Annotated in this window: 16 protein-coding genes; 9 read left to right on the top strand and 7 right to left on the bottom strand. The window is 61.4% G+C overall.

The annotated features are described in order from the left end of the window. Window positions 1–240: 240 nt before the first annotated feature. Window positions 241–3,408 (top strand): efflux RND transporter permease subunit, encoded by a 3,168-nt coding sequence (locus tag AC3IR3_RS20265; RefSeq protein WP_489194829.1) that lies wholly within the window; start codon window positions 241–243, stop codon window positions 3,406–3,408. 97 nt (window positions 3,409–3,505) lie between these two features. On the opposite strand, the gene AC3IR3_RS20270 is transcribed toward AC3IR3_RS20265, so the two are convergent. The 3 genes from AC3IR3_RS20270 to AC3IR3_RS20280 form a co-directional block, all read right to left on the bottom strand. Further along, a complete protein-coding gene (locus AC3IR3_RS20270; RefSeq protein WP_489194830.1) occupies window positions 3,506–4,969 on the bottom strand; it encodes an MATE family efflux transporter in 1,464 nt (487 codons plus the stop codon). 17 nt (window positions 4,970–4,986) lie between these two features. Further along, window positions 4,987–5,562 (bottom strand): DUF2239 family protein, encoded by a 576-nt coding sequence (locus tag AC3IR3_RS20275; RefSeq protein ID WP_489194832.1) that lies wholly within the window; start codon window positions 5,560–5,562, stop codon window positions 4,987–4,989. 110 nt (window positions 5,563–5,672) lie between these two features. Next, complete coding sequence (locus tag AC3IR3_RS20280) at window positions 5,673–8,645, bottom strand: bifunctional diguanylate cyclase/phosphodiesterase (protein ID WP_489194834.1); 2,973 nt, start codon at window positions 8,643–8,645, stop codon at window positions 5,673–5,675. A gap of 276 nt (window positions 8,646–8,921) precedes the next feature. Between AC3IR3_RS20280 and AC3IR3_RS20285 the strand changes: the two genes are divergently transcribed. Continuing rightward, the gene (locus AC3IR3_RS20285) at window positions 8,922–9,452 is read left to right on the top strand and encodes an acyloxyacyl hydrolase (RefSeq protein WP_489194836.1); all 531 of its coding nucleotides are present in this window, start codon (window positions 8,922–8,924) and stop codon (window positions 9,450–9,452) included. 12 nt (window positions 9,453–9,464) lie between these two features. On the opposite strand, the gene AC3IR3_RS20290 is transcribed toward AC3IR3_RS20285, so the two are convergent. Continuing rightward, window positions 9,465–10,379, bottom strand: coding sequence for a LysR family transcriptional regulator (locus AC3IR3_RS20290; RefSeq protein ID WP_489194838.1), 915 nt, complete (start codon window positions 10,377–10,379; stop codon window positions 9,465–9,467). 110 nt (window positions 10,380–10,489) lie between these two features. On the opposite strand from AC3IR3_RS20290, the gene AC3IR3_RS20295 reads away from it, so the two are divergent. Both AC3IR3_RS20295 and AC3IR3_RS20300 read left to right on the top strand, forming a co-directional pair. Then, on the top strand, window positions 10,490–11,884 hold the full coding sequence (locus AC3IR3_RS20295; RefSeq protein WP_489194840.1) for an MFS transporter: 1,395 nt from the start codon (window positions 10,490–10,492) through the stop codon (window positions 11,882–11,884). Then, window positions 11,877–12,272: a hypothetical protein gene (locus AC3IR3_RS20300; protein WP_489194842.1), complete on the top strand. Its 396-nt coding sequence runs from the start codon at window positions 11,877–11,879 to the stop codon at window positions 12,270–12,272. Before AC3IR3_RS20295 ends, AC3IR3_RS20300 begins: the two co-directional genes overlap by 8 nt. A 163-nt stretch (window positions 12,273–12,435) precedes the next feature. Here the strand turns inward: AC3IR3_RS20300 and AC3IR3_RS20305 are convergent, their stop codons facing one another. After that, the gene (locus AC3IR3_RS20305; protein WP_489194844.1) at window positions 12,436–12,756 is read right to left on the bottom strand and encodes a hypothetical protein; all 321 of its coding nucleotides are present in this window, start codon (window positions 12,754–12,756) and stop codon (window positions 12,436–12,438) included. A 366-nt stretch (window positions 12,757–13,122) separates the two neighbouring features. Between AC3IR3_RS20305 and AC3IR3_RS20310 the strand changes: the two genes are divergently transcribed. From AC3IR3_RS20310 to AC3IR3_RS20330, 5 genes are all read left to right on the top strand, one after another. Beyond that, window positions 13,123–14,808, top strand: a complete 1,686-nt coding sequence (locus AC3IR3_RS20310) for a type IV secretory system conjugative DNA transfer family protein (protein WP_489194846.1) — start codon at window positions 13,123–13,125, stop codon at window positions 14,806–14,808. A gap of 29 nt (window positions 14,809–14,837) precedes the next feature. Next, window positions 14,838–15,317, top strand: coding sequence for a lysozyme inhibitor LprI family protein (locus tag AC3IR3_RS20315; RefSeq protein WP_489194848.1), 480 nt, complete (start codon window positions 14,838–14,840; stop codon window positions 15,315–15,317). Window positions 15,318–15,476: 159 nt separating this feature from the next. Continuing rightward, entirely contained in the window at window positions 15,477–16,625 is a 1,149-nt protein-coding gene (locus tag AC3IR3_RS20320) for a lysozyme inhibitor LprI family protein (protein ID WP_489194849.1), read from the top strand. Window positions 16,626–16,641: 16 nt separating this feature from the next. Further along, window positions 16,642–18,432 carry an XVIPCD domain-containing protein gene (locus tag AC3IR3_RS20325; RefSeq protein ID WP_489194851.1) on the top strand — a complete coding sequence of 597 codons (1,791 nt, stop codon included), beginning with the start codon at window positions 16,642–16,644 and terminating at the stop codon, window positions 18,430–18,432. Then, the gene (locus AC3IR3_RS20330; protein ID WP_489194853.1) at window positions 18,429–18,803 is read left to right on the top strand and encodes a hypothetical protein; all 375 of its coding nucleotides are present in this window, start codon (window positions 18,429–18,431) and stop codon (window positions 18,801–18,803) included. The genes AC3IR3_RS20325 and AC3IR3_RS20330 overlap by 4 nt, the downstream gene beginning before the upstream one ends. A gap of 185 nt (window positions 18,804–18,988) precedes the next feature. Here the strand turns inward: AC3IR3_RS20330 and AC3IR3_RS20335 are convergent, their stop codons facing one another. Together AC3IR3_RS20335 and AC3IR3_RS20340 are read right to left on the bottom strand one after the other, a co-directional pair. Then, window positions 18,989–20,515, bottom strand: coding sequence for a DHA2 family efflux MFS transporter permease subunit (locus AC3IR3_RS20335; RefSeq protein ID WP_132145495.1), 1,527 nt, complete (start codon window positions 20,513–20,515; stop codon window positions 18,989–18,991). A 103-nt stretch (window positions 20,516–20,618) separates the two neighbouring features. Then, window positions 20,619–21,821, bottom strand: a complete 1,203-nt coding sequence (locus tag AC3IR3_RS20340) for an EmrA/EmrK family multidrug efflux transporter periplasmic adaptor subunit (RefSeq protein ID WP_489194855.1) — start codon at window positions 21,819–21,821, stop codon at window positions 20,619–20,621. Window positions 21,822–21,824: the final 3 nt, after the last annotated feature.

A 21,824-nucleotide genomic window follows, 5' to 3' on the forward strand; every position in this document is an offset into this window, starting at 1 on the left:
GTCGGGGTGCATCGTCGTGCTGGCGATGCGCTCCGTGAATGCCCCTCATCGTCGTTCGTCACCCCCTACGCAGGCAGGGGTCCAGTGCGGTGCAACCGGCCGCGCGACAAAGCTTATTCATGCTCCTCCCGACCCCTGCCTTCCGGCAGGGGAGCGACTTAAGGCACACGTAACTGCAACGAACGGCGGGCATAAAGTCCACTGTGCGCGGTTATGCTTGTCGCGCTACAGGGAGTGTTCGTGAATATCTTTGCCCCATTCATTCGCCGGCCCATCGGAACGTCGCTACTGGCGGCGGGATTGCTGATCGCCGGCTTCATCGCCTATCTGCTGCTCGGCGTCGCCGCGCTGCCGTCCGTCGACGTGCCCGCCGTTTTCGTGTCCGCGCAGATGCCGGGAGCCAACGCGCAGACGATGGCCTCGACCATCATCGCGCCGCTGGAACGCCACCTCGGGCAGATTCCCGGCGTCGACCGCATGTATTCGAGCAGCAACGAAGGCTCGGGCTTCGTGCAGGTCCGTTTCACCATGGATCGCAGTACGGACAAGGCGGCGCGCGACGTCCAGGCTGCCATCAACGCGGCGGCGAAAGATCTTCCGACCGGCATGCCGTCGCCCCCGCAGTACTTCAAGTTCGACACGGGCTCGATCCCCGTGCTGCTTGTATCGATCACCTCGAAAAGCCTTCCCCCGGACAGGCTCTACGACACGGTGGACACGCTGCTGGCGCCGGCCGTGGCACAGATTCCGGGCGTATCGCGCGTGCAGGTCTTCGGCGGTACCCCGCATGCGGTACGCGTCGAACTGGATACCAATGCCCTCTCGTCCAAGGGGCTGACCACCAACGACGTCTCGAACGCCCTGCACGCGGCTAACGTGAATTCGCCGCAGGGCACGATCAGCGACGGCACCACCCAGATGACCGTGCTGGCCAATGACGGTCTGCGCGAGCCAAAGGATTTCGCCGCCCTGTTGATCGCGGTACGCAATAACGTGCCGGTGCGCCTGGGCGATATCGCGAAGGTGCAGAGCGGTGCGCAGGACGAATACCAGGCCGCCTGGTTCCAGGGCGAGCGCGCCGTCAGCATGCAGATCAGCAAGCGCCCGAATGCCAACTCGATCGAAACGGCCGAAGCCATTCGCGCGGCGCTGCCCCGCTTTGCCCACTCGCTCCCCGCCGACGCCATCGTTACCCCCATCTTCGACCTGACCCAGACGACGCGTTCCGCGCTGCACGAGGTAAAGGTCGCGCTGCTCATCAGCATCGTGATGGTGGTGGCGGTGATGATGGTGTTCCTGCGCCGCATGGGTCCGACCATGATCGCGACGCTTTCGGTGCCGCTTTCGCTGGCCGGCGCATTCGTCATCATGTGGTCGCTGGGATATACGCTGAACACGCTGTCCCTGATGGCGCTGGTGCTATGCATCGGCTTCGTCGTCGACGATGCGATCGTGGTCATCGAGAACATCGTGCGGCACATGGAGAAGGGTGCGGGCCCGATGGAAGCCGCGCTCGAGGGCGTGCGCGAGATCGGCTTTACCGTCGTGTCCATCACGCTTTCGCTGGTCGCCGTCTTCGCGCCGCTGCTGTTCGGCAATAACCTGATCGTGAAACTGCTGCGCGAGTTCTCGGTCACGCTGGCGGCCGCTGTGCTGATTTCGGCCATCGTGTCGCTGACGCTGACGCCGGCGCTATGCGGCAGGTATCTGAAGCACGAAGGCGAAAACCGTAAAGTCTCGCGCTTCGAGCGCGCGCTCGAGCGCTTCGACAATGGACTGCAACGCATCTATGAACGCGCGCTCGACTGGGCGCTTCATCACCGCCGGATCATGCGCTGGCAGCCCATTTTCCTGCTGATCGCCACGATCGGTCTCGGTTGGGGCGTCGTCGCCACGGCCGGCGGCGGGTTCATGCCCGAGGAAGACACCGGCATGATGCAGGCCCAGGTCAGTGCCGATGCCAATATTTCGCCCGGCGAAATGGCGCGGCGACTGAAGCGCGTGGGCGACATCATGCAGCAGGACCCCGCCGTACTGGACGTCACCACGATCCTCGGCGGCGACAACGGCGGCGCGGTCGGCAGCAACGGCATGATGTTCGTGGATCTGAAGCCTTACGGCTCCGGTCCCGGCGAGCGCAGGGACAACATCAAGAAGGTGATGGAGCGGCTCGGCAAAACCTACGAGAAGATCTCGGACGTCCAGGTCTTCATGAGTCCCGTGCAGTTCCTCGGCGGCGGCGGCAATAACGGCAATCGCGGCGCGTATTCGTTCCAGCTGATCAGCACCAGCGGCGAACCGTTGCAGGACTGGGCGCTGAAAACTGTACGCAAGCTTCGCACGGTCAAGGAAATGCGCGATGTCGGCAGCGACTTCGACATCGTCGGCAAGCAACAGATGCTCAAGGTCGATCGCGACGCCGCGGGCCGGCTGAACGTCGGCATGGGCGATATCGACTCGGCGCTGTACAACGCGTTCGGCCAGCGCCAGGTATCGATCATCTACTCCGACATCAACCAGTACTGGGTCGTGCTGACCGCGGCTTCCGCGCAGACGCTGAGCCCGGGCGCGCTGCTCAATACCTATGTAAAGAGCTCGAAGGGCACGATGGTGCCGCTGTCCGCGGTGGCACACATCCAGCCGATAGCCACGCCCAGCGCCGTGACGCACCAGAACCAGTTCGAATCGGCGGATATCACGTACAACCTCGCGCCGGGCATTTCGCCGGACAAGGGCAATAAGCTGGTCGAGCAGGCCATCCTGGAGATGCAGTTGCCCGAAGGCATACGCATGGACTTCACCGGCACGAACCAGCGGCTGAAGGATGCCCAGTCGAACGGCATGGTGTTGCTTATCGGCGCGATTCTCGCCGTCTACATCGTGCTGGGCATTCTGTATGAAAGCCTGGGCCATCCGCTGACGATCATTTCCACGCTGCCAGCCGCGGGTGCGGGTGCTTTCCTTGCCATGCTGGTCACGCAGACCCAGCTCACGCTGATGGCGATCATCGCGGTGCTGTTGCTGATCGGCATCGTGAAGAAAAACGCGATCATGATGGTCGACTTCGCGCTGGTGGCCGAACGGGAACACGGCAGGACGCCTCTGGAAGCGATCAGGGAAGCCGCGCTGGTGCGCTTCCGCCCGATCACGATGACGACGCTTGTTGCGATGGGTGCCGCGTTCCCGCTGGCGATCGGCTTCGGTGTGGGTTCGGAAATGCGGCGGCCGCTGGGTATCGCGATCGTCGGCGGCCTGCTCGTGTCCCAGTTGCTTACGCTGCTGAGCACGCCCGCTATTTATCTGTGGAACCACGACCGCAAGGAACGCAAGGCGAAGCGGAAGCTTCGCCGGGAAGAACGGCGGCGGCTGAAAGCGGAAAAAGGAAGAGCGGGGGTTGGGGTTGGGTAGTGGGGGGCGCAATCCGTGGAACTGAGGGTACTGGCGGCGTCGAGCCTGCGTCGGCGCGGACGTGAAGTTCGCGCCGAATTTCAGTCATGCGCCCCCACTACCCACCCCCATCCCCCGTAACGGGAGCCGCAGCAGCCGGCGTCCCCGCTCCCGTCGTCGGAGCCTGCGTCGCCTCCGGCGTGCTCTGCGCAAGCATGCGGGCCTTGCGCCATCCGCCGTAGCGGTAATAGGTCATCGCCATCGTGACGGCCAGCAACGAACTCAGCGGGAAACTCCACCAGATGGCGTCGGCGCCGAAGCGCGGTTCCAGGAAGGCCGCGAACGGATAGCGCACGCCCCACATCGACACGGTCAGGATGACCAGCGGTGCCATGACCGCACCGGTCGCACGAACCACGCCGAAGATCACGAAGGTCACGCCGAAGAAAAGGAACGACCAGACCACGATCGCATTGAGGTGCTGCGCGATGGCGATGGCGTCTCCGTCACCGGGAAGGAACAGCCCGAGCGCGTACCGGTTGAACAAATAGATCAGTACCACTAGCGTGCCGGTCATCAGGAAATTGAAACCGACGCCCACGCGTCCGATCCGCGTCACGCGATCCCACAGTCGGGCGCCGACGTTCTGCGCCACCATCGACGACACCGCCGCACCGATAGCCAGCGCGGGCATCTGGATATACGTCCACAACTGCGCCGCCGCGCCATAGGCCGCCGTGGTCTGCGAACCGTGACGGTTCACCAGCGAGATCATGACGATGGCCGCCGACGAAATGACGATCATCTGCATACCCATCGGCAGGCCCTTCAGTACCAGCGAACGAAGCACGGCCGGATCGGGACGAAGCAGTCCCCATTCGTGACGCTGGATGCGCAGGAAATGTTTATGGCGATACAGGTGCGCAATCAGGCCGAACAGCGCCAGCGTCTGGGCGATGAGTGTCGCCACCGCCGAACCGGCGATACCCATGCGCGGCACCGGCCCCCAGCCGAAGATGAAAAGCGGATTCAGCGCCACGTCGAGTACGACGGAAACCAGCATGAAGACGAAAGGCGTACGCGAATCGCCGGCGCCGCGCAGCGTCATCATCAGGAAGTTGAAGAAGTACATCGCCGGCAGCGCGATGAAGATGATGCGCAGATAGGCGATGGCATAGGGTTGTGCGTCGATCGGTGTCCCCATCGCGCGCAGCAGGCCTGGCGTTCCGACGAAACCACCCAGCGCGACCAGCAGCGAAAGCACCACGAAAAACACCGTGCCCGTACCGACGACACGCTTGGCTTCGGCCAGATCGCCGGCACCGGTCGTCTGCCCGACCAGGATCGTCGTGGCCATGCTGATGCCGAACACGACGCCGAGCAGGAAGAACAGAATGAGGTTCGCGTTCGACGTGGCGGCAAAGGCGGATTCGCCGAGGAAATGCCCCACCCAGATCGCATTGACCGAGGCGTTCAGCGATTGCAGGACATTGCTTGCCAGGATCGGCAAAGCGAATAACAAAAGAGTGCTCGCGATGGGCCCTTGGGTAAGGGTTGCCGTGCGATGCGCGGGCGGGGCCATGGTGTGGGGCTTTCCTTTCAGTGCTGTGGACCGCGCGCCGCGGCGGCAAGTTTCCGGATATGGTCGCGCACATCGGCGGGCCATGGGTCGATGAGGTGATCGAAGCGAGCCTCATCCAGGCGATGGAATGCACGGGAGGCTTCTTCGTAACCGGGAAGATTACCCGCCAGCACGTACATAAAGCGGTCCACCGCTTCACGCGCCTCGCGCAGGCGATCCGCCGGCGCGGCTTCCCGGCTGGCGGCTTCGACAAGTCGGCGCAAAGCCACCGACGCGCCGCCTCGCTGATCGGCCAGCCAGGCCCAGTGACGGGGCAGCAACGTAATTTCGCGCGCCACGACGCCCAGTTTCGGACGCCCCGGGCCACGCTTCGCTGCGGCATCGGGTTCCGGCGTGGCGATCCGCGCAAGAACCTCGGGGATGTTGCCGCGATAGTCCACGTCGACGGGGCGACCGGTGGCCTCGTCGTAGACGATCGGCATGGACGAGGGATCGGCGTCGAGCAGGATCTTGCAGCGCTCGATCACGCTGGCAAGCGAACCCTCGGCGACCCGCCGCAGGCCGTCGAAGGCAATAAAAGAGGAGTCGGACATGGCGACAAACCGTTGCTGAAGGCGGATGCGCGCATATTACCCGGGCTAAATACAGATAACAATACACCCGGATGAAATTGATTTCGCAGGAGCCCTCCTACATCGCGTCGTCAGCGGGCAGTGGCCAGATCGGCCAGCCTCTCCAGCGGCACCGGCCGCGAAAACAGATAACCCTGCATCTGGTCGCACCCGGCGGCGCGCAGCCAGACGCGCTGGCCTTCCGTCTCCACGCCTTCGGCAATGATGCCAAGCCGCAGGCTTTGCGCGAGGAAGATGATCGAACGGCAGATCGAGGCATCGACATGATCGTGCAGCAGCGCGGACGTGAAGTGCCGGTCGATCTTGATCTTGTCCAGCGGCAGGCGGCTCAGATAGGTCAGGTTGGAATAGCCCGTACCGAAATCGTCCAGCGCGATCGACACGCCCATGGCCTTCAGTTCGCGCAGCGTGCGGATCGCGCGATCGGGATCGGTCATGAACGCGCTCTCGGTCAGTTCAAGCTCCAGACAATCCGCGCTCGCGCCGGTTTCGGTCAGCACCTGCGCCACCAGCGCGACCAGATCGGTATGAACCAGTTGCTGCGCGGAGATGTTCACGGCGACACGGCACGCATACCCGACGATATCGGCGATGGCCCGCTGCCGGCGACACGCCTCGCGCAGCACCCATTTGCCGATATGCACGATGGCGCCGGTTTCCTCCAGTAACGGAACCAGTTGATCGGCGCGGGACAACTCGCCAGGGCCGGACGGCCAGCGCAGCAACGCTTCGACGCCGATGATCCGGCCATCCGCACCGGCATGCTGCGTCTGGTAATGCAGCGAAAGCTCATGGTCCAGCGACACGCCGGACAATCGCGACAACACGGCGAGGCGAGCCATGGCGATGTCGTGCATCTCCGACGAATAACGCCTCCATGTATGCCGGCCCTTGCGTTTGGCGTCGTACATGGCGGTATCGGCGTTACGGATCAGCGTGTCGGCGTCGTTGCCGTCGCGCAAAGCGAACGCGACACCAATGCTGCATTTGAGGTGCTGCTCGGTCCCCGCGACGATAAGCGGGGCTTCGATGGCGCACTGGATCACCGGCAGCATGTCGAGCGCCCGGCCAGCCGACCCTTCGAAAGGAATGGCGGCGACGAATTCGTCGCCGCCGAAACGGCCGACATAACCGCGGTCGTCGATGGCGTCGCTCAGCCTCAGCGTGACGTCGCGCAGCACGTCGTCGCCCAGTATGTGACCGAGGGCGTCGTTGATGAATTTGAAATGATCCAGGTCGATAAAGAGCAGCATCAGACCGGTTTGCCGTGCCGCCGCTTCCACGATCATCTCGTCGAGACGGATCTGCAGGGCGCGGCGATTCGGCAATCCGGTGAGCTCGTCGTGCGTGGCCTGATGCGCCAGCCGTTCCTCGTAGCGCCGCTGATCGGTCAGGTCGCGCACGATGATCTGGGTGCCGCGGCCCTGCGCATCGCGATATTCCGATAACGCCATCTCCGCCTCGAACGGCGCGCCGATCTCGGGATTCAGCCAGGCACTGATGCGCGTACCGTCCACCTCATAGGTATCGGTGGCGGCCAGCGCGTCGCTGTCCATGAAGTCGGCGGCCGACCGGCCCACGAGCATGGCTCCCTCGTGGCCCAGACGGTCTTCGGCGAGACGGTTGGCAAACGCGATTTCACCGTTGCGCACGATAAGCAGCGGCAATGGCATCTGCTCCACCAGAAGGCGGAAACGCGCCTCGCTGGCGGCCAGTTCGCGATCGGCAACCACTTTCGTCGCCTGCAACCGGCTGTTCGCATCGTGCAACGCCGTTACGTCGATGACGGTGCCCGCGATGATGGCCGCACCGCTTTCGGCGCTCGTTCGCTCGCCGCGCAGACGTACGTAAGCCTGCGTACCGTCCGGCCGGCACAACCGATGCTCCAGCTCGAAGGGGCCTTTCGCGTGATCGAACAGCGCCAGCCAGTCGAGCAGCGGTTGCCGGTCCTCCGGAGGAACCAGCGTGAAGTAAGTCGCCAGTTCGCCGGCCAGGAGATGCTTTGCAACGCCGGTGATGTCGTGTACTTCGCCGGACCAAGTAATGACACCGGTCGCCAGGTTCATTTCCCACAGGCCGATATGGCCTATGCGCTGCACGTGTCCAAGATGACGGGCGCTTCGTTCCAGCGCCTGGGTCAGCTGGCCCTGACCGCGATAGGCGCGGCTCAGCCAGACGGTGAAGCCGATAAGCAGCAGGATCAGTGTCAATGCCGCGAGGACGGAAGGCAGCGCCTGGCGATACCACGCTCCCGCGATAGCCACGCGATCGACGCCAACCAGCACGACATAAGGATGGGTTCGCGATGCGGCATATGCATACAGCCGGCCATCGGCACCCAATGTGTCCCATGTACCGGTCGCGCCGGGTATCGACATGGAACGATCCCACGCATCGCGATCGTCGTCGCGATTGGCGACCAGCCGCCGGCCTTCGCGCGACAGCACCGTAATCGCCGCGTGCGGACCCAGCCCGGTGTGCGCAAGACTTTCGCGGACCCTGCTGGCGTCGATCTCGGTGCCGAAAGACGATGGCATGGGAATATTCGAATCCACGATCACGCGGATCGCGCGGGTCCCGTCTTCGCCGGCGGCGACCGCCACGCGCACGGGTACGCCGAGCATATTTCCGCGCGGCACGCGCAACGCCGGTCGCCAGTCGGTGGACGAACCGCCCGCCCGCGCGATGACCGTTCCTTCATCGTCCAGCGCCACGAAACCCGACAGCTCCGGGTGACGGGCCCAAACCTCGGTCAGCCGGGTGTGAAGCGTGTCCGCAGCCGGGCCGTCGATAGCGTTACGCAGCGCGATCAGTGGACCGAGCGTGGCATCGATCTGGATGTCGACGACCCGCACGACGCCTCCCGCGACACCCTCCGCCTGCCGGCGGGCCGAGGCGAGCATCGAACGATAGCTGTCGATCTGGACCGCGGCGACGAGCACGACCAGGCCAACCGAAATGATCGAAGCGACCGTCCACGTGGCATGCCGGAAACGACGCATGCGCGCGGCCGATGCCAGTCCGTCCTCCGCCCCTACCGCCACGTTTTTCTCCCCGCACGTCCCGAGGGACGCCATGTGCTTCGCCGGCCGCAAGGTCGCCGTCTAACCGTATCGGCCACGGGGTGTCCCCCTTGAGGCCGATGTCCTCCCCTTCGGGAATCCTCGCGGACAGAAATACGGCCCGGAGCACCCTTTCGGCAAGAAAAAAGGCCGATCGATGAAAAGTTTTTACGGTCGCGACCCTTTATTCACGGACATCAAACACCATTTACCGAACCATTCAGTTCATAAACGTCCCAAGTGAAGGAAATACGCTCCATGCACGTGTCCCGTATCGCCTGCGGCCTGGCTGCCGCGCTAGCCGTTACCGCCTTCTCCCTGCCCGCCGCGGCACAGACCCGCATCGAGGTACAGGGCGGGCGCAGTTACATGGATGACCACGGAACGAATGCGTTTTTCATCGAATCCGTCTTCAATCCCTACCCCCTGGGCAACACCCGCTTCACCTGGTCGCCCGACGTCTCGCTGGGCTACATCGAGGGTCGCAAGATCGGCCGGTTCGTCGGTTCGCATCCCGGCGTCACCGACAATGTCCTGCTCGCCGCGGCGGGTGCCCGATTCCACTATGGCAGCGCGGGCGACTGGTACCAGCCGTTCTTCTTCAGCTTCCAGGTGGCGGGTCAGACCGGCCGTACTCAGGCCCTCAGCACCGCTTACGAATTCGTGAGCACGCTCGGCTGGCAGTACCGGAACTTCAGCTTCCAGGTACGCCACATCTCGAACGGCGGTTTCACGAAACCGAACCGCGGCGAGACGATGGCGCTCGTGGGCGTCGGTTTCGATCTGTAAACCTCGCATCGATCATGCGAAGGGTGCGTCGCCCGGATCGGCCGATTTGATGAAGTCGATGAACGATCTCACTTTCGACGGAACGTGGCGCGTGTCCGGGTACAACGCATAAACCTCCTGCACCGGGAATCCGTACCCGGGCAGGAGATTGCACAACCGGCCCTCGTCAAGATCGGCCCGGATCAGCCACATCGGCAACATAGCGACACCCATACCTGCCAGCGCGAAAGCCCGAAGGGTCGCGGCGTTGTCCGTTGTGATCGTGGCTTCCCGCGCGGGCCGGCACAGGTCGCTTCCACCGTCGGGTGTCGTCACTTTCCAGGGCAACCATTCCGCAAGTCGGCTGTGCTCCAGCCAGGGAACGTCGCGAAGGCTGTCCAGCGTGGCGACCGTGCCTCCCGGCAAGCGCTTCAGAAGTGCGGGGGCGGCAACCGGACGTATCTCGAAACGAGCGATCCGTACGGCGCGATGCGTCGAGTCGTCGATGCGTCCCAGGCGAATGGCCACGTCGAACCGTTCCGAAATCAGGTCGGCATGGCGCGTCGACGTGGACAGATGGATGCGCAGGGCCGGATATAGCCGGCTGAAGGCATCCAGCAAGGGAACGACGCGCGCGACCCCGTATTCCGTGGTGGTGGTGATCCGCAGGGTGCCCTTGAGATCGTTGTGCTCCAGACGCGCGTCGTCGACGGCGAGTTGCGCGGCGTCCAGTACATCGAGGCAGCGCTGGTAGAAACGCTCGCCCGCCTGGGTCAGCGCCATCCTGCGCGTACTGCGCGTCAACAGCGATACCCCCAATTCCTCTTCCAGCCGCTTGATATTGAAGCTGACGACCGCCCGTGTCTGGCCCAGGGCATTCGCCGCGCCAGTGAGCGATCCCGCCTCGACCACGGCCCGGAAGATGTCGAAACGATCGAGGCTGATCATGTCGGAATCGCGCCATTGTCAAAATTTATCCGACAATATATCAGCCGCGCCGGGAATACCCTGCCGGGAGGCCCGGTCCTACGCTGCTCGCCTTCGCTTCGGAGGTACGCATGCGTCATCGATCCAGAATCGCGACGATTTATCTGCTCGGCTTCTTCATCGACCTGGTCAACATGTTCATCGCCAACGTGGCCTACCCGGACATCGGGCGCGCATTCGGTGCATCGGTCGCCGCACTGACCTGGGTCGGCAATGCCTACATGCTGGGGCTCACCATGATCATTCCGCTCAGCGTGTGGCTGGCCGGGCGATACGGCGAGCGGCGTCTTGTCCTGGTGTCTCTATCGGTCTTCGGGTCCGCCTCGCTGATGGCGGGCTTCGCCGGGTCCATCGGCACACTGATCGGCTGGCGCTTCGTGCAGGGACTGGCCGGCGGGTTGCTGATACCGATCGGCCAGGCGCTGGCGTACCGGCTCTATCCGCCAGCCGAACGCGCCCGGCTTACCTCGCTGGTGATGGCGGTCGCGTTGATCGTTCCCGCCGCATCGCCGGCACTCGGCGGACTGCTCGTCGACCACGTATCGTGGCGCTGGATATTCTTCGCCAATCTTCCGCTGGTGCTGCCGACGTTCTTTCTGGCCAGTGCCTGGCTCGGGAAAGATCCTCCACGCGGCGAAAAGACGCCGCTCGATGCGTTCGGTTTCGTTTCCGGCGCATCGGCGATCGTCGCGCTGCTCGTCGCGCTCACCTTGCTCGGCACCGCGGGCTCCGTGGCGACGGGCCTGGTCTGGCTGGTCGTCGCGACGGCACTAGTAATCGTTTATGCGCGGGACGCCCTGCGGAGAAAACATCCGCTGCTGGATATCCATCTCATCCGCGACAAACTGCTGCGTACGTCGATGCTGGTTTATCTGTTCGTCCCCGGCGTGTTCATGGGCACGAGCATGGCCGCGACGCTCCTCCTGCAAGGTCCTTTCGGCATGACGGCGACGCAGACCGGCGCATTGATGCTGCCCTGGGCGATGGCCTCGTTCGCGGCCATCGCCACGACACGCGCCGGGTTCAACCGTATCGGACCCAAGACATTGTTCTTCGCTGGCGTGCTGATGCAGAGTGCGGGAATCACGCTGATGTCGACGCTGACGCCCGGCGTTCACATCGCGTATCTCGTCGCTGCCTACGCATTGATGGGCTTTGGCGGAAGTCTGTGCAGCAGCACGGCGCAGAGCGCGGCATTCCTGGATATCGCGCCGGAAGACATGGCGCATGCAAGCGCCCTGTGGAACATCAACCGGCAGATCGGTTTCTGCCTCGGCGTCGCTGCCATCGGTATGCTTCTGAGCACTCTGCTCGGCATGTCCGATACGCCGCTCTCCGCGCATCGCACTTGCTTCATCGTTGCCGCGCTCCTTACGTTGCTTCCCTTACCTCTCGTGCGTCGCATCCGCACGGAAGATGTCATGCCCCTGCTGCATCCAACGCCATCGAGACAACACCATGACTGATCCCGCCATCTTCTTCGACGAAATCGTCGATGCCCATGTCGCCATCGAGAACTGGTTCGCCGGAAAAACGCATGGACAGACGCTCGAGTCGCTGATGTCCCGCTTCTCGTCCGACTTCTCTATGGTCGTACCCGCCGGCGACATCCTCGATCGCGCCGCTGTCCATGCGCTGTTCCTCCGCTTGGGCGGAGCGAGACCGGGGCTGGAAATCGTCATTTCCGATATGCGCGCCATCCACGTCGATGCGACTGGGGCCACGATCGGCTATCACGAACACCAGACGCTACCCTCCGGTCGGAACAGCCGTCGTTCGACGGCGGTGTTCGCGATAGATGCCGAAGGAAAGCCGCTCTGGCGGCACCTGCACGAGACGAAGTGCGCAGACTGATCTTTTCGCGTTGTCTGTAGGAGCCCGCTTGCGGGCGAAAGCCAACAGGGCGAAGAAGACGGATGCTCACATTCGCAAGCCCGACCTTCTGGCTGCGGATGTCACGCACATCTTCTCCGCTTCGTTGGCTTTCGCCCGCAAGCGGGCTCCTACAGGTGAATCGCTATGGGGTTTGCATTCCGCGCATCTTCTCGTTGCCTCCCGGGCTCATCACCCGATACATCTCGACGACCTCGTCGATCAGACCGCGCAAGACATACGCAGCCTGTGCCACCGAGCCTTGCTCGGCATCGATCATCGGTACGTCGATAAGAAGATCGGTCACGCCACGCATGCCCGACAAACGCTCGGTGATCGCTTCATGGATATCGCCCGGCTTCAGGGCGCGTCTGCCTTTGCAAAGCGGGCAGGGAATGGACAGGTCGTGGCCGGACGTCAGGACGTACGACTCGGACGCTGACGGTCCGTCTTGCTTGCTGCTCATGGCGGCATCCTCTCCGTGGATGTCCGCCACCCGCAGAGTGCGGGTGGCGGGCGTGCCAGGGTAGAAAACCGTGGACTGGAGCCCGGCCGGGCCGAAGCCCGCCCGGCACGCCCGCCGTAAAAGGCAGGCATAACGTAGCGCAACGCATGAAGACGTCGTTTGAGACGCCGTCTTCAGCGCCAGTCCTCGGGTTTCTACGCCCGGTCGCCGATATGCGGCGACCGAAGAAGCATCGCGGCCGTGCGCGCGCCCGTCAATCCATCGCGCTAAATAGACGCGATTTTTCAGACTAGTCTGAGAGAGCTGTTTGTCTCTCGCCGTGAGAATGACGGCAAGTACGCGGGGTTGCGTAGGGGAGATTCAAGGATGAGCAAGATCAAGGTCGGGCTGACGCTCGGAAGTCTGGCGTCGGTCCTGCTGGCAGGCATGTGTGCCTCGGGTTTCCTGATGCTGCTCCTGTTGAAGGCGAGCCACGTCCCCTGGACGTGGAACACGTACTGGCTGTACTTCCAGATACTGGATCGGCCCGATGTCGCACGCTACGCCGGCACCATCAAGGCATCGGGGTTCATAGGATTTGGCGTACCTCTGATCCTGTGGACGTTCCTGCTGACGAAGCTGTTCCGGCGAACTGCACAAACCACGCACGGCGACGCCCGTTTCGCCCGGCGCAGCGAGCTGTCCCGTCAAGGGCTGCTCAATCCCTCCGACAATGGCATCGTCATCGGCCAATCCGGAAATGACCTGCTTCGCCTGCACGGCACGCGGCATGCGTTGCTGGCCGCACCGACGCGCAGCGGCAAAGGCGTTGGCGCGGTGATCCCGAACCTGCTGACCTACGGCGATTCGGTGGTCATGCTTGATATCAAACAGGAGGCCTACGACCTGACCTCCGGCTGGCGCGCGACGCTCGGCCCGGTGTTCCTGTTCAATCCGTTCGCCGAAGACCTGCGCACGCATTGCTGGAACCCGATGACCTATGTGAGCGACGACCCCACCTTTCGCACGACCGATCTACAGGCTATCGCCGCGACCCTCTACGACGACGAGGCCGGTCGCGATCCCTTCTGGACAAACAACGCCCGTAATTGCTTCCTCGCGGCGAGCCTCTTTCTGTTCGAACAGTGGAAGGACGGTCAGAACGCAGGCGAAGCCCGCGCGCGTTATCCGACGCTTGGTCGCATCTATCGCTTATTCACAAGCAACGGCGGTGACCTCAAGACCCACGTGCAGAAGCTGGCCGACCAACCCTTTGTAAGCGCCGACACCCGCACGGCCTTCGCCAACCTGACCGCACTGGCCGACAAGACCTTCTCGTCGGTCATCGGCAGCTTTCAGGAGCCGCTGCACATCTTCCTCAACCCCGTTCTGGACAAAGCCACATCCAGCAATAGTTTCGACCTCCGGAATCTTCGGTGCCTATCCATGAGCATCTATGTCGGCATCTCGCCGCACAAGCTCGCCGAGTCGAGCAAGATCCTCAACCTGTTCTTCAGTCAGGCGATCAACCAGAACGTCAAGGAACTGCCGGAAAAGAATCCCGCATTGAAACACCAGTGCCTGATCCTGCTGGACGAGTTCACGGCGCTTGGCCGCGTCGACATCATCGCCAGGGCGATCAGCTACCTCGCTGGCTACAACCTGCGAATACTCACCGTCATCCAGTCGCTGTCACAGCTGGACGCGACGTACGGTCGCGATGTGGCACGCAGCATGGTGACGAACCTTGCCTGCCAGATCGTCTATACGCCACGCGAGCAGCGCGATGCCAACGACTATTCCGAGATGCTTGGCTACACCACCGTACGCAAACGCAACGAAACGCGGTCGAGGGGCCGCAACGGTAGCGTCTCCTACACCGACACAGAAGAACGCCGCGCGCTGATGCTTCCGCAGGAACTGAAGGCCATGAGCCCGGAAGAGCAGATTATCTTCGTCGAAGGCAGTCCGCATCCGATCAAGTGCACGAAAATTCGGTACTACAAGGATCGGTTCTTCAAGAAACGGCTGCTTCCGAAGGTCGATGTGCCGAAGTTGCAGTTGGGTCGATAGTGTCGGCATTTACGAGCAGGAGTTTGACTATGAATCGGATAACCCGTCGAAACGTGTTGATCCTGCGTATATCCATATTTGCGCTGGGCGCGATACTTGCGAACGAGATACATGCAAAACAAGTGAAAGATCATGCAGCAGCGAATGTTGAAGCCAAGAATATGCCGGAAGAAGTGAAGGACGGCATCCGTCCATCCTATTCCCTTTGCCTGAATGCCTCGGACGGTGTGACATCAAAAATTCAAGCGTGCGCAACCGTCGAGTACGCATATCAGGATGCTCGACTCAACAGTGTCTACAAAACACTGTTGCAGCGACTGGATAAAGACAAGCAGGTAAAGCTTCGAGCGGAGCAGAGGGCATGGATCGCGTATCGCGATACCCACTGCGAATCGTTCCCTGACGACGGAGAGGCGCAGATGCTTATGGCGCAAGATTGTGAGGTTCGGGAAGCGGCCAAACAGGCGGAATACCTTCAATTTCGTCTTGTTTGGGCACCGGAGAAATAGTTTCCACGCATTTTGATTTCATCAATGCGTACGATCAATCACTCAATGATATGAAAATATGACGAGCCAGATCGATGTGCCGAGGTTGATCTTGTGACAACAGTAACAATGCTGGCGAGAAGAGGTTCGGCTATGGCAATAACATTTGCACGGAATGCGTTGAATCTTCTCGCATACATGTTCGTGCTTGGCGCGATAGTCGCGAGCCCATCAATAGCGGAGCAATCACGACTCGATACAACGAGGGCAACAAAAGCAACGATCAGTATCGCGTCGGATCAGCATGAAGTATCGCCAAGCGAGGTATACGACGCGCGTGGAAATCGCGTCTCCTATATAAAATGCCTCGCCATCGCACCCTCTGCGGTACCCGCTTCGACGGAATGCGCTAAGAACGAACTGGCCTTTCAGGACAAACGTCTGAACAAGGTCTACAAGGCACTTCTTGGCCTTACCGACAAGACGCAACAAGCAAAACTGCGTGCCGAGCAGAGGCAATGGATAGCGTATCGCGACGTTCAATGCCCGCTGCGGCCTGATCCCAGGCCAGGGCAACGTCTCGCTGCCCTGCTTTGCCTCACGGAAAAAACGACGGATCAAGCGGTCTTCCTGGAGAGCGCGGTGCGTGCGGAACAGTTGAAACATCAGTCTTCCGAGGTGGTTACTCCCGCCCCGCCGTCGCCGACGAATACTGGTCACGAACCGAATAAGGATACCGCTGCGCCCGACAAACTTTTGCGTGATTTGCAGCCCAAGATGCCGATTCCGACTGAAGTTCAGTCCTTCATTGGTCCGAAAGATGACCTTATTGCGTACAAGCCTGTCGACCTCCTTGCAGATGGAACGATGGACGCAGTAATCATCGTTCGCCATGAGACCCCACCGGCCGACATGCAGTCGTTCGACAACAATCCTTGCGATCTATTGGTCCTTAAGCGGAGCGGTGGCGTGCTATCTACAGCTGTAAAGAATAGTCAGATAGTCGATTGCACGTACAACGACTTGGTCAGAGATAACGTCAACGACATCAACGACGATCTAGATGTGAAGTCCTTCAGGATAACTTACACAAACCAGAGGATACGTAACTACAGCCAGTACACCTTCAGATACTCGGCACCAAATGCGAACTGGTACTTGGATGAGGCGATCAATACTTATCAGCATCTAAGGAGCAAATCCGATGAGGTAGAGATGGTGAAAGAAGTGGCCGGCTATCCAAAGGATTTTCGTTGGACGCCTATGTCCTCATTCGACAGAAAAGAGATTGATCGCGTGCTCGTTAAGCACCCTGCAATCGTTCAGTAAACAAGGAGGTTAGATCATGTCCAAGCCAAACGAACTTTCTGCACTTCTTTTGAAGCGAGCCATTGAGGGCGGCATCGATTCACCAGCCGAACTTGCCAACTTAATGGGAAATGCTTCGGTAGAGACGAAATTTTTTTCCACGATGCACGAATTCTTGGGCTATAAAACGGTTGGCCGAGTAAAGGCAGCGGTTCAATCGTCAAGCACCAGATTTACCGAAAAACAGATACAGGCGGCAATTGACAGCGGCGATCCTCTTCAAGTGGCAACGATACTTTATGAAAATCACAAAGGCATTGGTAACACTGAGCCGGGTGACGGAGCCAAATATTATGGTCGAGGGTATTTGCAGTTCACCGGAAGATACAATTACACAAAATTTGGAAAGAAATTCGGTGTCGATTTGGTCAGCAATCCCGATCTTGCGGCCGATCCTGAGACATCAGCCAAACTCGCCATTGCCTATTGGAGCCATAAGGTTAAAGAACACCACAGAGAGGACGCAGGTGCCGCCGGAGTGGATATCAATGGTGGAACGAATGGCAACGATGAGCGGGTTATAGCAGGAAGTTTATGGTCGCAGACAATCACCGAAGAGTTGGTTCGCGACGTCAAGAGCGGGGTGATCACTTTCGAGCGGTTGGCAGAAATTACGGCACAACGAGTCGGCTCTCATAGCCATAGCGCGACGATTGCACACGCTGGTTTTTTAAGGATGGGCGCGCGAGGGGATATCGTCAGCAAGCTTCAAGGCGAGTTGACTGCACTCGGCTACACCGACAGTCGCGGGAAGTCGTTGTCGACCGACGGCGACTTCGGCCCGTCAACAAGGGATGCCGTTGTAGCATTTCAACGGAACTACGACCTTACGCCCGATGGCATTGCAGGCGCCAAGACGCTCTCTGCGATCCACGCATTGGCGCGACAGCACGAGCGGGCCTATGAAAACTCCGTCGTCGCCGCCATCGACAAGCCCCAACTGAATACCTTCGTTCATCCCGACTATCCGATGTACCAAGAGGCATTGGCTGCTGTGCATCAGCTTGATGCACAGCATCAACGCACACCCGACAGGCATAGCGACATGCTCGCGGCAGCGGTAGTCGTCGAGGCGCGTCGCAACGGATTGGAACGAATCGATACACTACACGTCGATTTTTCCACGCAGTCAGTCGTCGCTGTTCAGATGGGTCACACGCCTGATTCTGCCCGGCGCGCGAGTGTGGCGGTGGCGGGGGGGATGAATACCTCCATCGAGGACAGCAGCAAGGCATGGCAGCCTTCACCGACCAGGGCCGCGACTATCGAAGCACCCCAGCACGACTGGTCACCGCCGATGCGTATGCCGGAACGCACGCGGGCGTTCGATCCGCGCGACGTCAACCACCCCGATTACGAGATGAATCGCAGCGTGCGCGAGCAGATACAGAGCTTGTATGGAAAGCATGGCGTCCCACTCGATGACCAGAAGCTCGAATGCACCACGGCGGCGGTGATGGCGGATGCGCGGCGCTGCGGCATGACACGGGTGACTTGCCTTGAACTCAGCGTGGATCGCGCGACGGGCCAGCCCAACGTGAATGGCAATGTCTTTGCCTATGAGGGCGACCCCGATCTTGGCTGTACCTTGCGCAGCCATACGAGCGTGCAGCAGGCGGCGATCGCGCCTCCCGAGCAGTCCTATCAGACGTTTCAGGAAATAACGCAACTTCAGCATCAGCAGGATTTGCAGTTCCAGATGCAGCGGGAACTAACGAACTCGCAATCGCACCAGCCATCGCATCAACTCACGCCGGCTGGCCGATGAGCGTGTTCGGGTGGATGGCACAGCGCATCGTGGCGAAAGGTCTGGCCGATAACAATACCCCCGTAATGGATATGGAAGCATGGCTTCAGGAGCAGATGAACCCGGCGCTGTGCCAGATGGCCCGCATCGCCAGCCGTCTTCATGCCACGAATCAGATAGTGGATGCGCTGGTGTATACCCATCCGAGTCCCGGAGTACTTCTGGATGTGTGGCGTCAGATGCAGCCAAAGCTTGTCGATCTGTTGATCGACAAGCCACCGGAGCCTGAGCAGGAAGAGTTCAACAAGGAGCAGCTTGACGCATGGAAAGAAGTGATGGCGCGCTATACGGAAATACTGGAATTCGTGGCCGAAGGTAAGCGGCCGACGTAAATTCGGAAGCGCATTCTCCGCATGCGAAACCGGCGGAGAGTCTGCCGCATCGCCGACTTTGTCGGCTTTCGCGCGCAGGCACCCTCACAGAAATCGACATCGGGTTTCCAGTCCCGCTCGCCGATGTGCGGCGAACGGGAAAATGTCGATACCGCATATGAGCGCACCGCCTGTTCGCGCCGGGATCAATGTCCCGACGCGGCCGGTCCCGCCTTCGCGGCGAACGGTGGCTTGGCCAGCCAGACCACGAAGATCAGACCGACGAAGATCCAGCCCAGCACATGGAAGACCTCGTTGAACGAGATCTGGAATCCCTGCTGGGTGATCATCTGGTTGATCGACGCGGCCGCGAGCTGATTGTCGCCATGGCCTATCTGCGCGATGGCCGTCTGCGTTCCCGGATCGAATGCCGTGATGTGTTCGGTCAGTTGCGCATGGTGCACGACCGCACGGCGCTCCCACAGATACGTCGTCAGCGAGGCGGCGAAACTGCCGCCAAGCGTACGCAGAAACGTCGCCAGACCCGAACCCGCGGCGATTTCATTCGGTTTCAGATCCGACAGCAGGATGCTGAGCACCGGCATGAAGAACAACGCGACGCCAAGGCCCTGGATCAGCTGCACCATCGCGACATGATAGAAATCGATGTCGAGATAGAACTCCGAGCGCATGAAGCACGTCGCCCCCATGATGATGAAGGCGCCCGAAGCAAGCACGCGCAGATCGAACTTATGCGCGTAGCGGCCGACGAACGGGGTCAGTATCACGGGCAAGATGCCCAACGGCGCGGCGGCGAAACCCGCCCATGTCGATGTATATCCCACGTTGCGTTGCAACCACTGCGGTACCAGCAGGCCGATCGCGAAGAACGCCGCGTATGCAAGCACCAGCGCCAACGTGCCCATCGCGAAATTGCGATGACGGAACAGGCGCAGGTTCACGATCGGGTCCTTGTCGGTCAGTTCCCAGATCAGGAACACCAGCAGGCCGACGGCGGCGATGATGGCTGTGATCACGATGAACTGCGACGAGAACCAGTCTTCGTCGTTGCCCTTGTCGAGCACGATCTGCAACGCGCCGACGCCTATGACCAGCGTGATGAGGCCAACGTAATCGACCTTCGGCCGCTCCGTGACTTCCGGGCGTCCCTTCATCTGGTTCGCGACAACCATGCTGGCGAAGATGCCGATGGGCACGTTGATGAAGAAGATCCACGGCCACGAATAGTTATCGGTGATCAGACCGCCAAGGATCGGGCCCGCGATGGGCGCGACGACGGTGACCATCGCCAGCAGGGCAAGCGCCATGCCTCGTTTGGCTGGGGGATAAATCGAGATCAGCAGGCTCTGCGTGATCGGATACATGGGGCCCGCGACGGCACCCTGGATCGCGCGGAACAGGATCAGCATGCCCATGCTCTGCGCCATGCCGCACAGGAACGAGGCCAGCGAGAACAGCAGGGTCGCCCAGACGAAGAGTTTCACTTCGCCGAAGCGGCGCGTAAGAAAGCCGGTGAGCGGCAGCGCAATGGCGTTGCTCACGGCGAACGAGGTGATGACCCACGTGCTCTGGTTCGAGCTGACACCCAGGTTGCCCGCGATGGTGGGCAGCGAGACGTTGGCGATCGTGGTGTCCAGCACCTGCATGAACGTCGCCAGCGAAAGGCCGATCGTAGACAACGCAAGGTTGGGTGGACGGAACGTGGTACTCATCGGGTAGGCCTGATCCGGAAGGGGTTACCGGGATGACCGGCGGAGCGGCGCTTCATGCGCCACGCCGCCCGTCGCTCCCACGGCTGGGAGTTCTTCCGCTTGCTTACTTCGGCGCCTTCGTGTCGCCGGCCGCCACGTTCTCGTGGATGATCGACTCGATCTCGATATCGGCGCTCTTCAGCTGCTGGTCGTATACGGTGGTGCTGAAAGCCGGCTTGCCCGGCGCCTGCTGCGCGAGCAGCGGACCGTTCTGGTCGTGCAGGCCGACCGTTACCTTGGTCGACAGGCCGAGGCGCAGCGGGTTCTTGTCGAGCTGTTCGGGCTTGGTGAACACCACGCGGACCGGCACGCGCTGGACGATCTTGATCCAGTTACCCGTGGCGTTCTGCGCGGGCAGCAACGAGAACGCACTGCCGCTGCCGATGCCCAGGCTCTGTACCTTCGCGTCGTACTTCACGCCACTGCCGTACACATCGGCGGTGACTTCGACCGGCTGACCGATGCGCATATGGCCCAGCTGCGTTTCCTTGAAGTTGGCATCGATCCACACCTGGTGGAGCGGCACCACGGCCATCAGGGCGGCGCCCGTCTGGACGCGCTGGCCGACCTGCACGGAACGCTTGGCGACATAACCGTCGACCGGCGCCACGAGCGTGGCGCGGATGTCGTCGAGATACGCCGAACGCAGCTTCGCCGCGGCGGCGCGCACGTCCGGATGCGAAGCGACGACGGTGTCGTCGACCAACACCTTGCTGCTGTTGTACGACTGCTGCGCCGAGGAAAGCGAGCTTTCGGCGGAGGTCAGCGTATCCAGCGCGTGCGACAGTTCTTCGGCCGAGATCGCACCGGATTTCGCCAGGTCGCGACGACGGTTGTAGTCGGCGCGTGCCTTGTCGACGGCGGTCTTGCGCACGGCCATATCGGCCTGCGCGCTGGTCACGTTGTTGTACAGGCCGCGCACCTTGCGCACGGTGTTGGCGAGGTTGGCGCGGGCGCTTTCCAACGCGACATCGGCATCGCTCGGATCGAGCTTCACCAACACGTCGCCCTGGTGGACGAGGTCGCCGTCGTCGGCGCCGATGCTGATGACCGTACCCGGCACCTGCGGCGTGATCTGCACAACGTTGCCGTTGACGTAGGCATCGTCGGTATCTTCGTACCAGCGGCCGTCGACGAAATACCAGACGACCCATGCGGCGATCGCAAGCACGAGAATAACGACGAGCAGCTTAAGGAAGAACCCGCGACGGCTCTTCGGGGGCGGCGCAACGACGGCGCCGGCGGGGGCGGAAGTTTCAGTGGACATCGG

The sequence above is a fragment of the Luteibacter sp. GL_149 genome, from assembly GCF_057834065.1.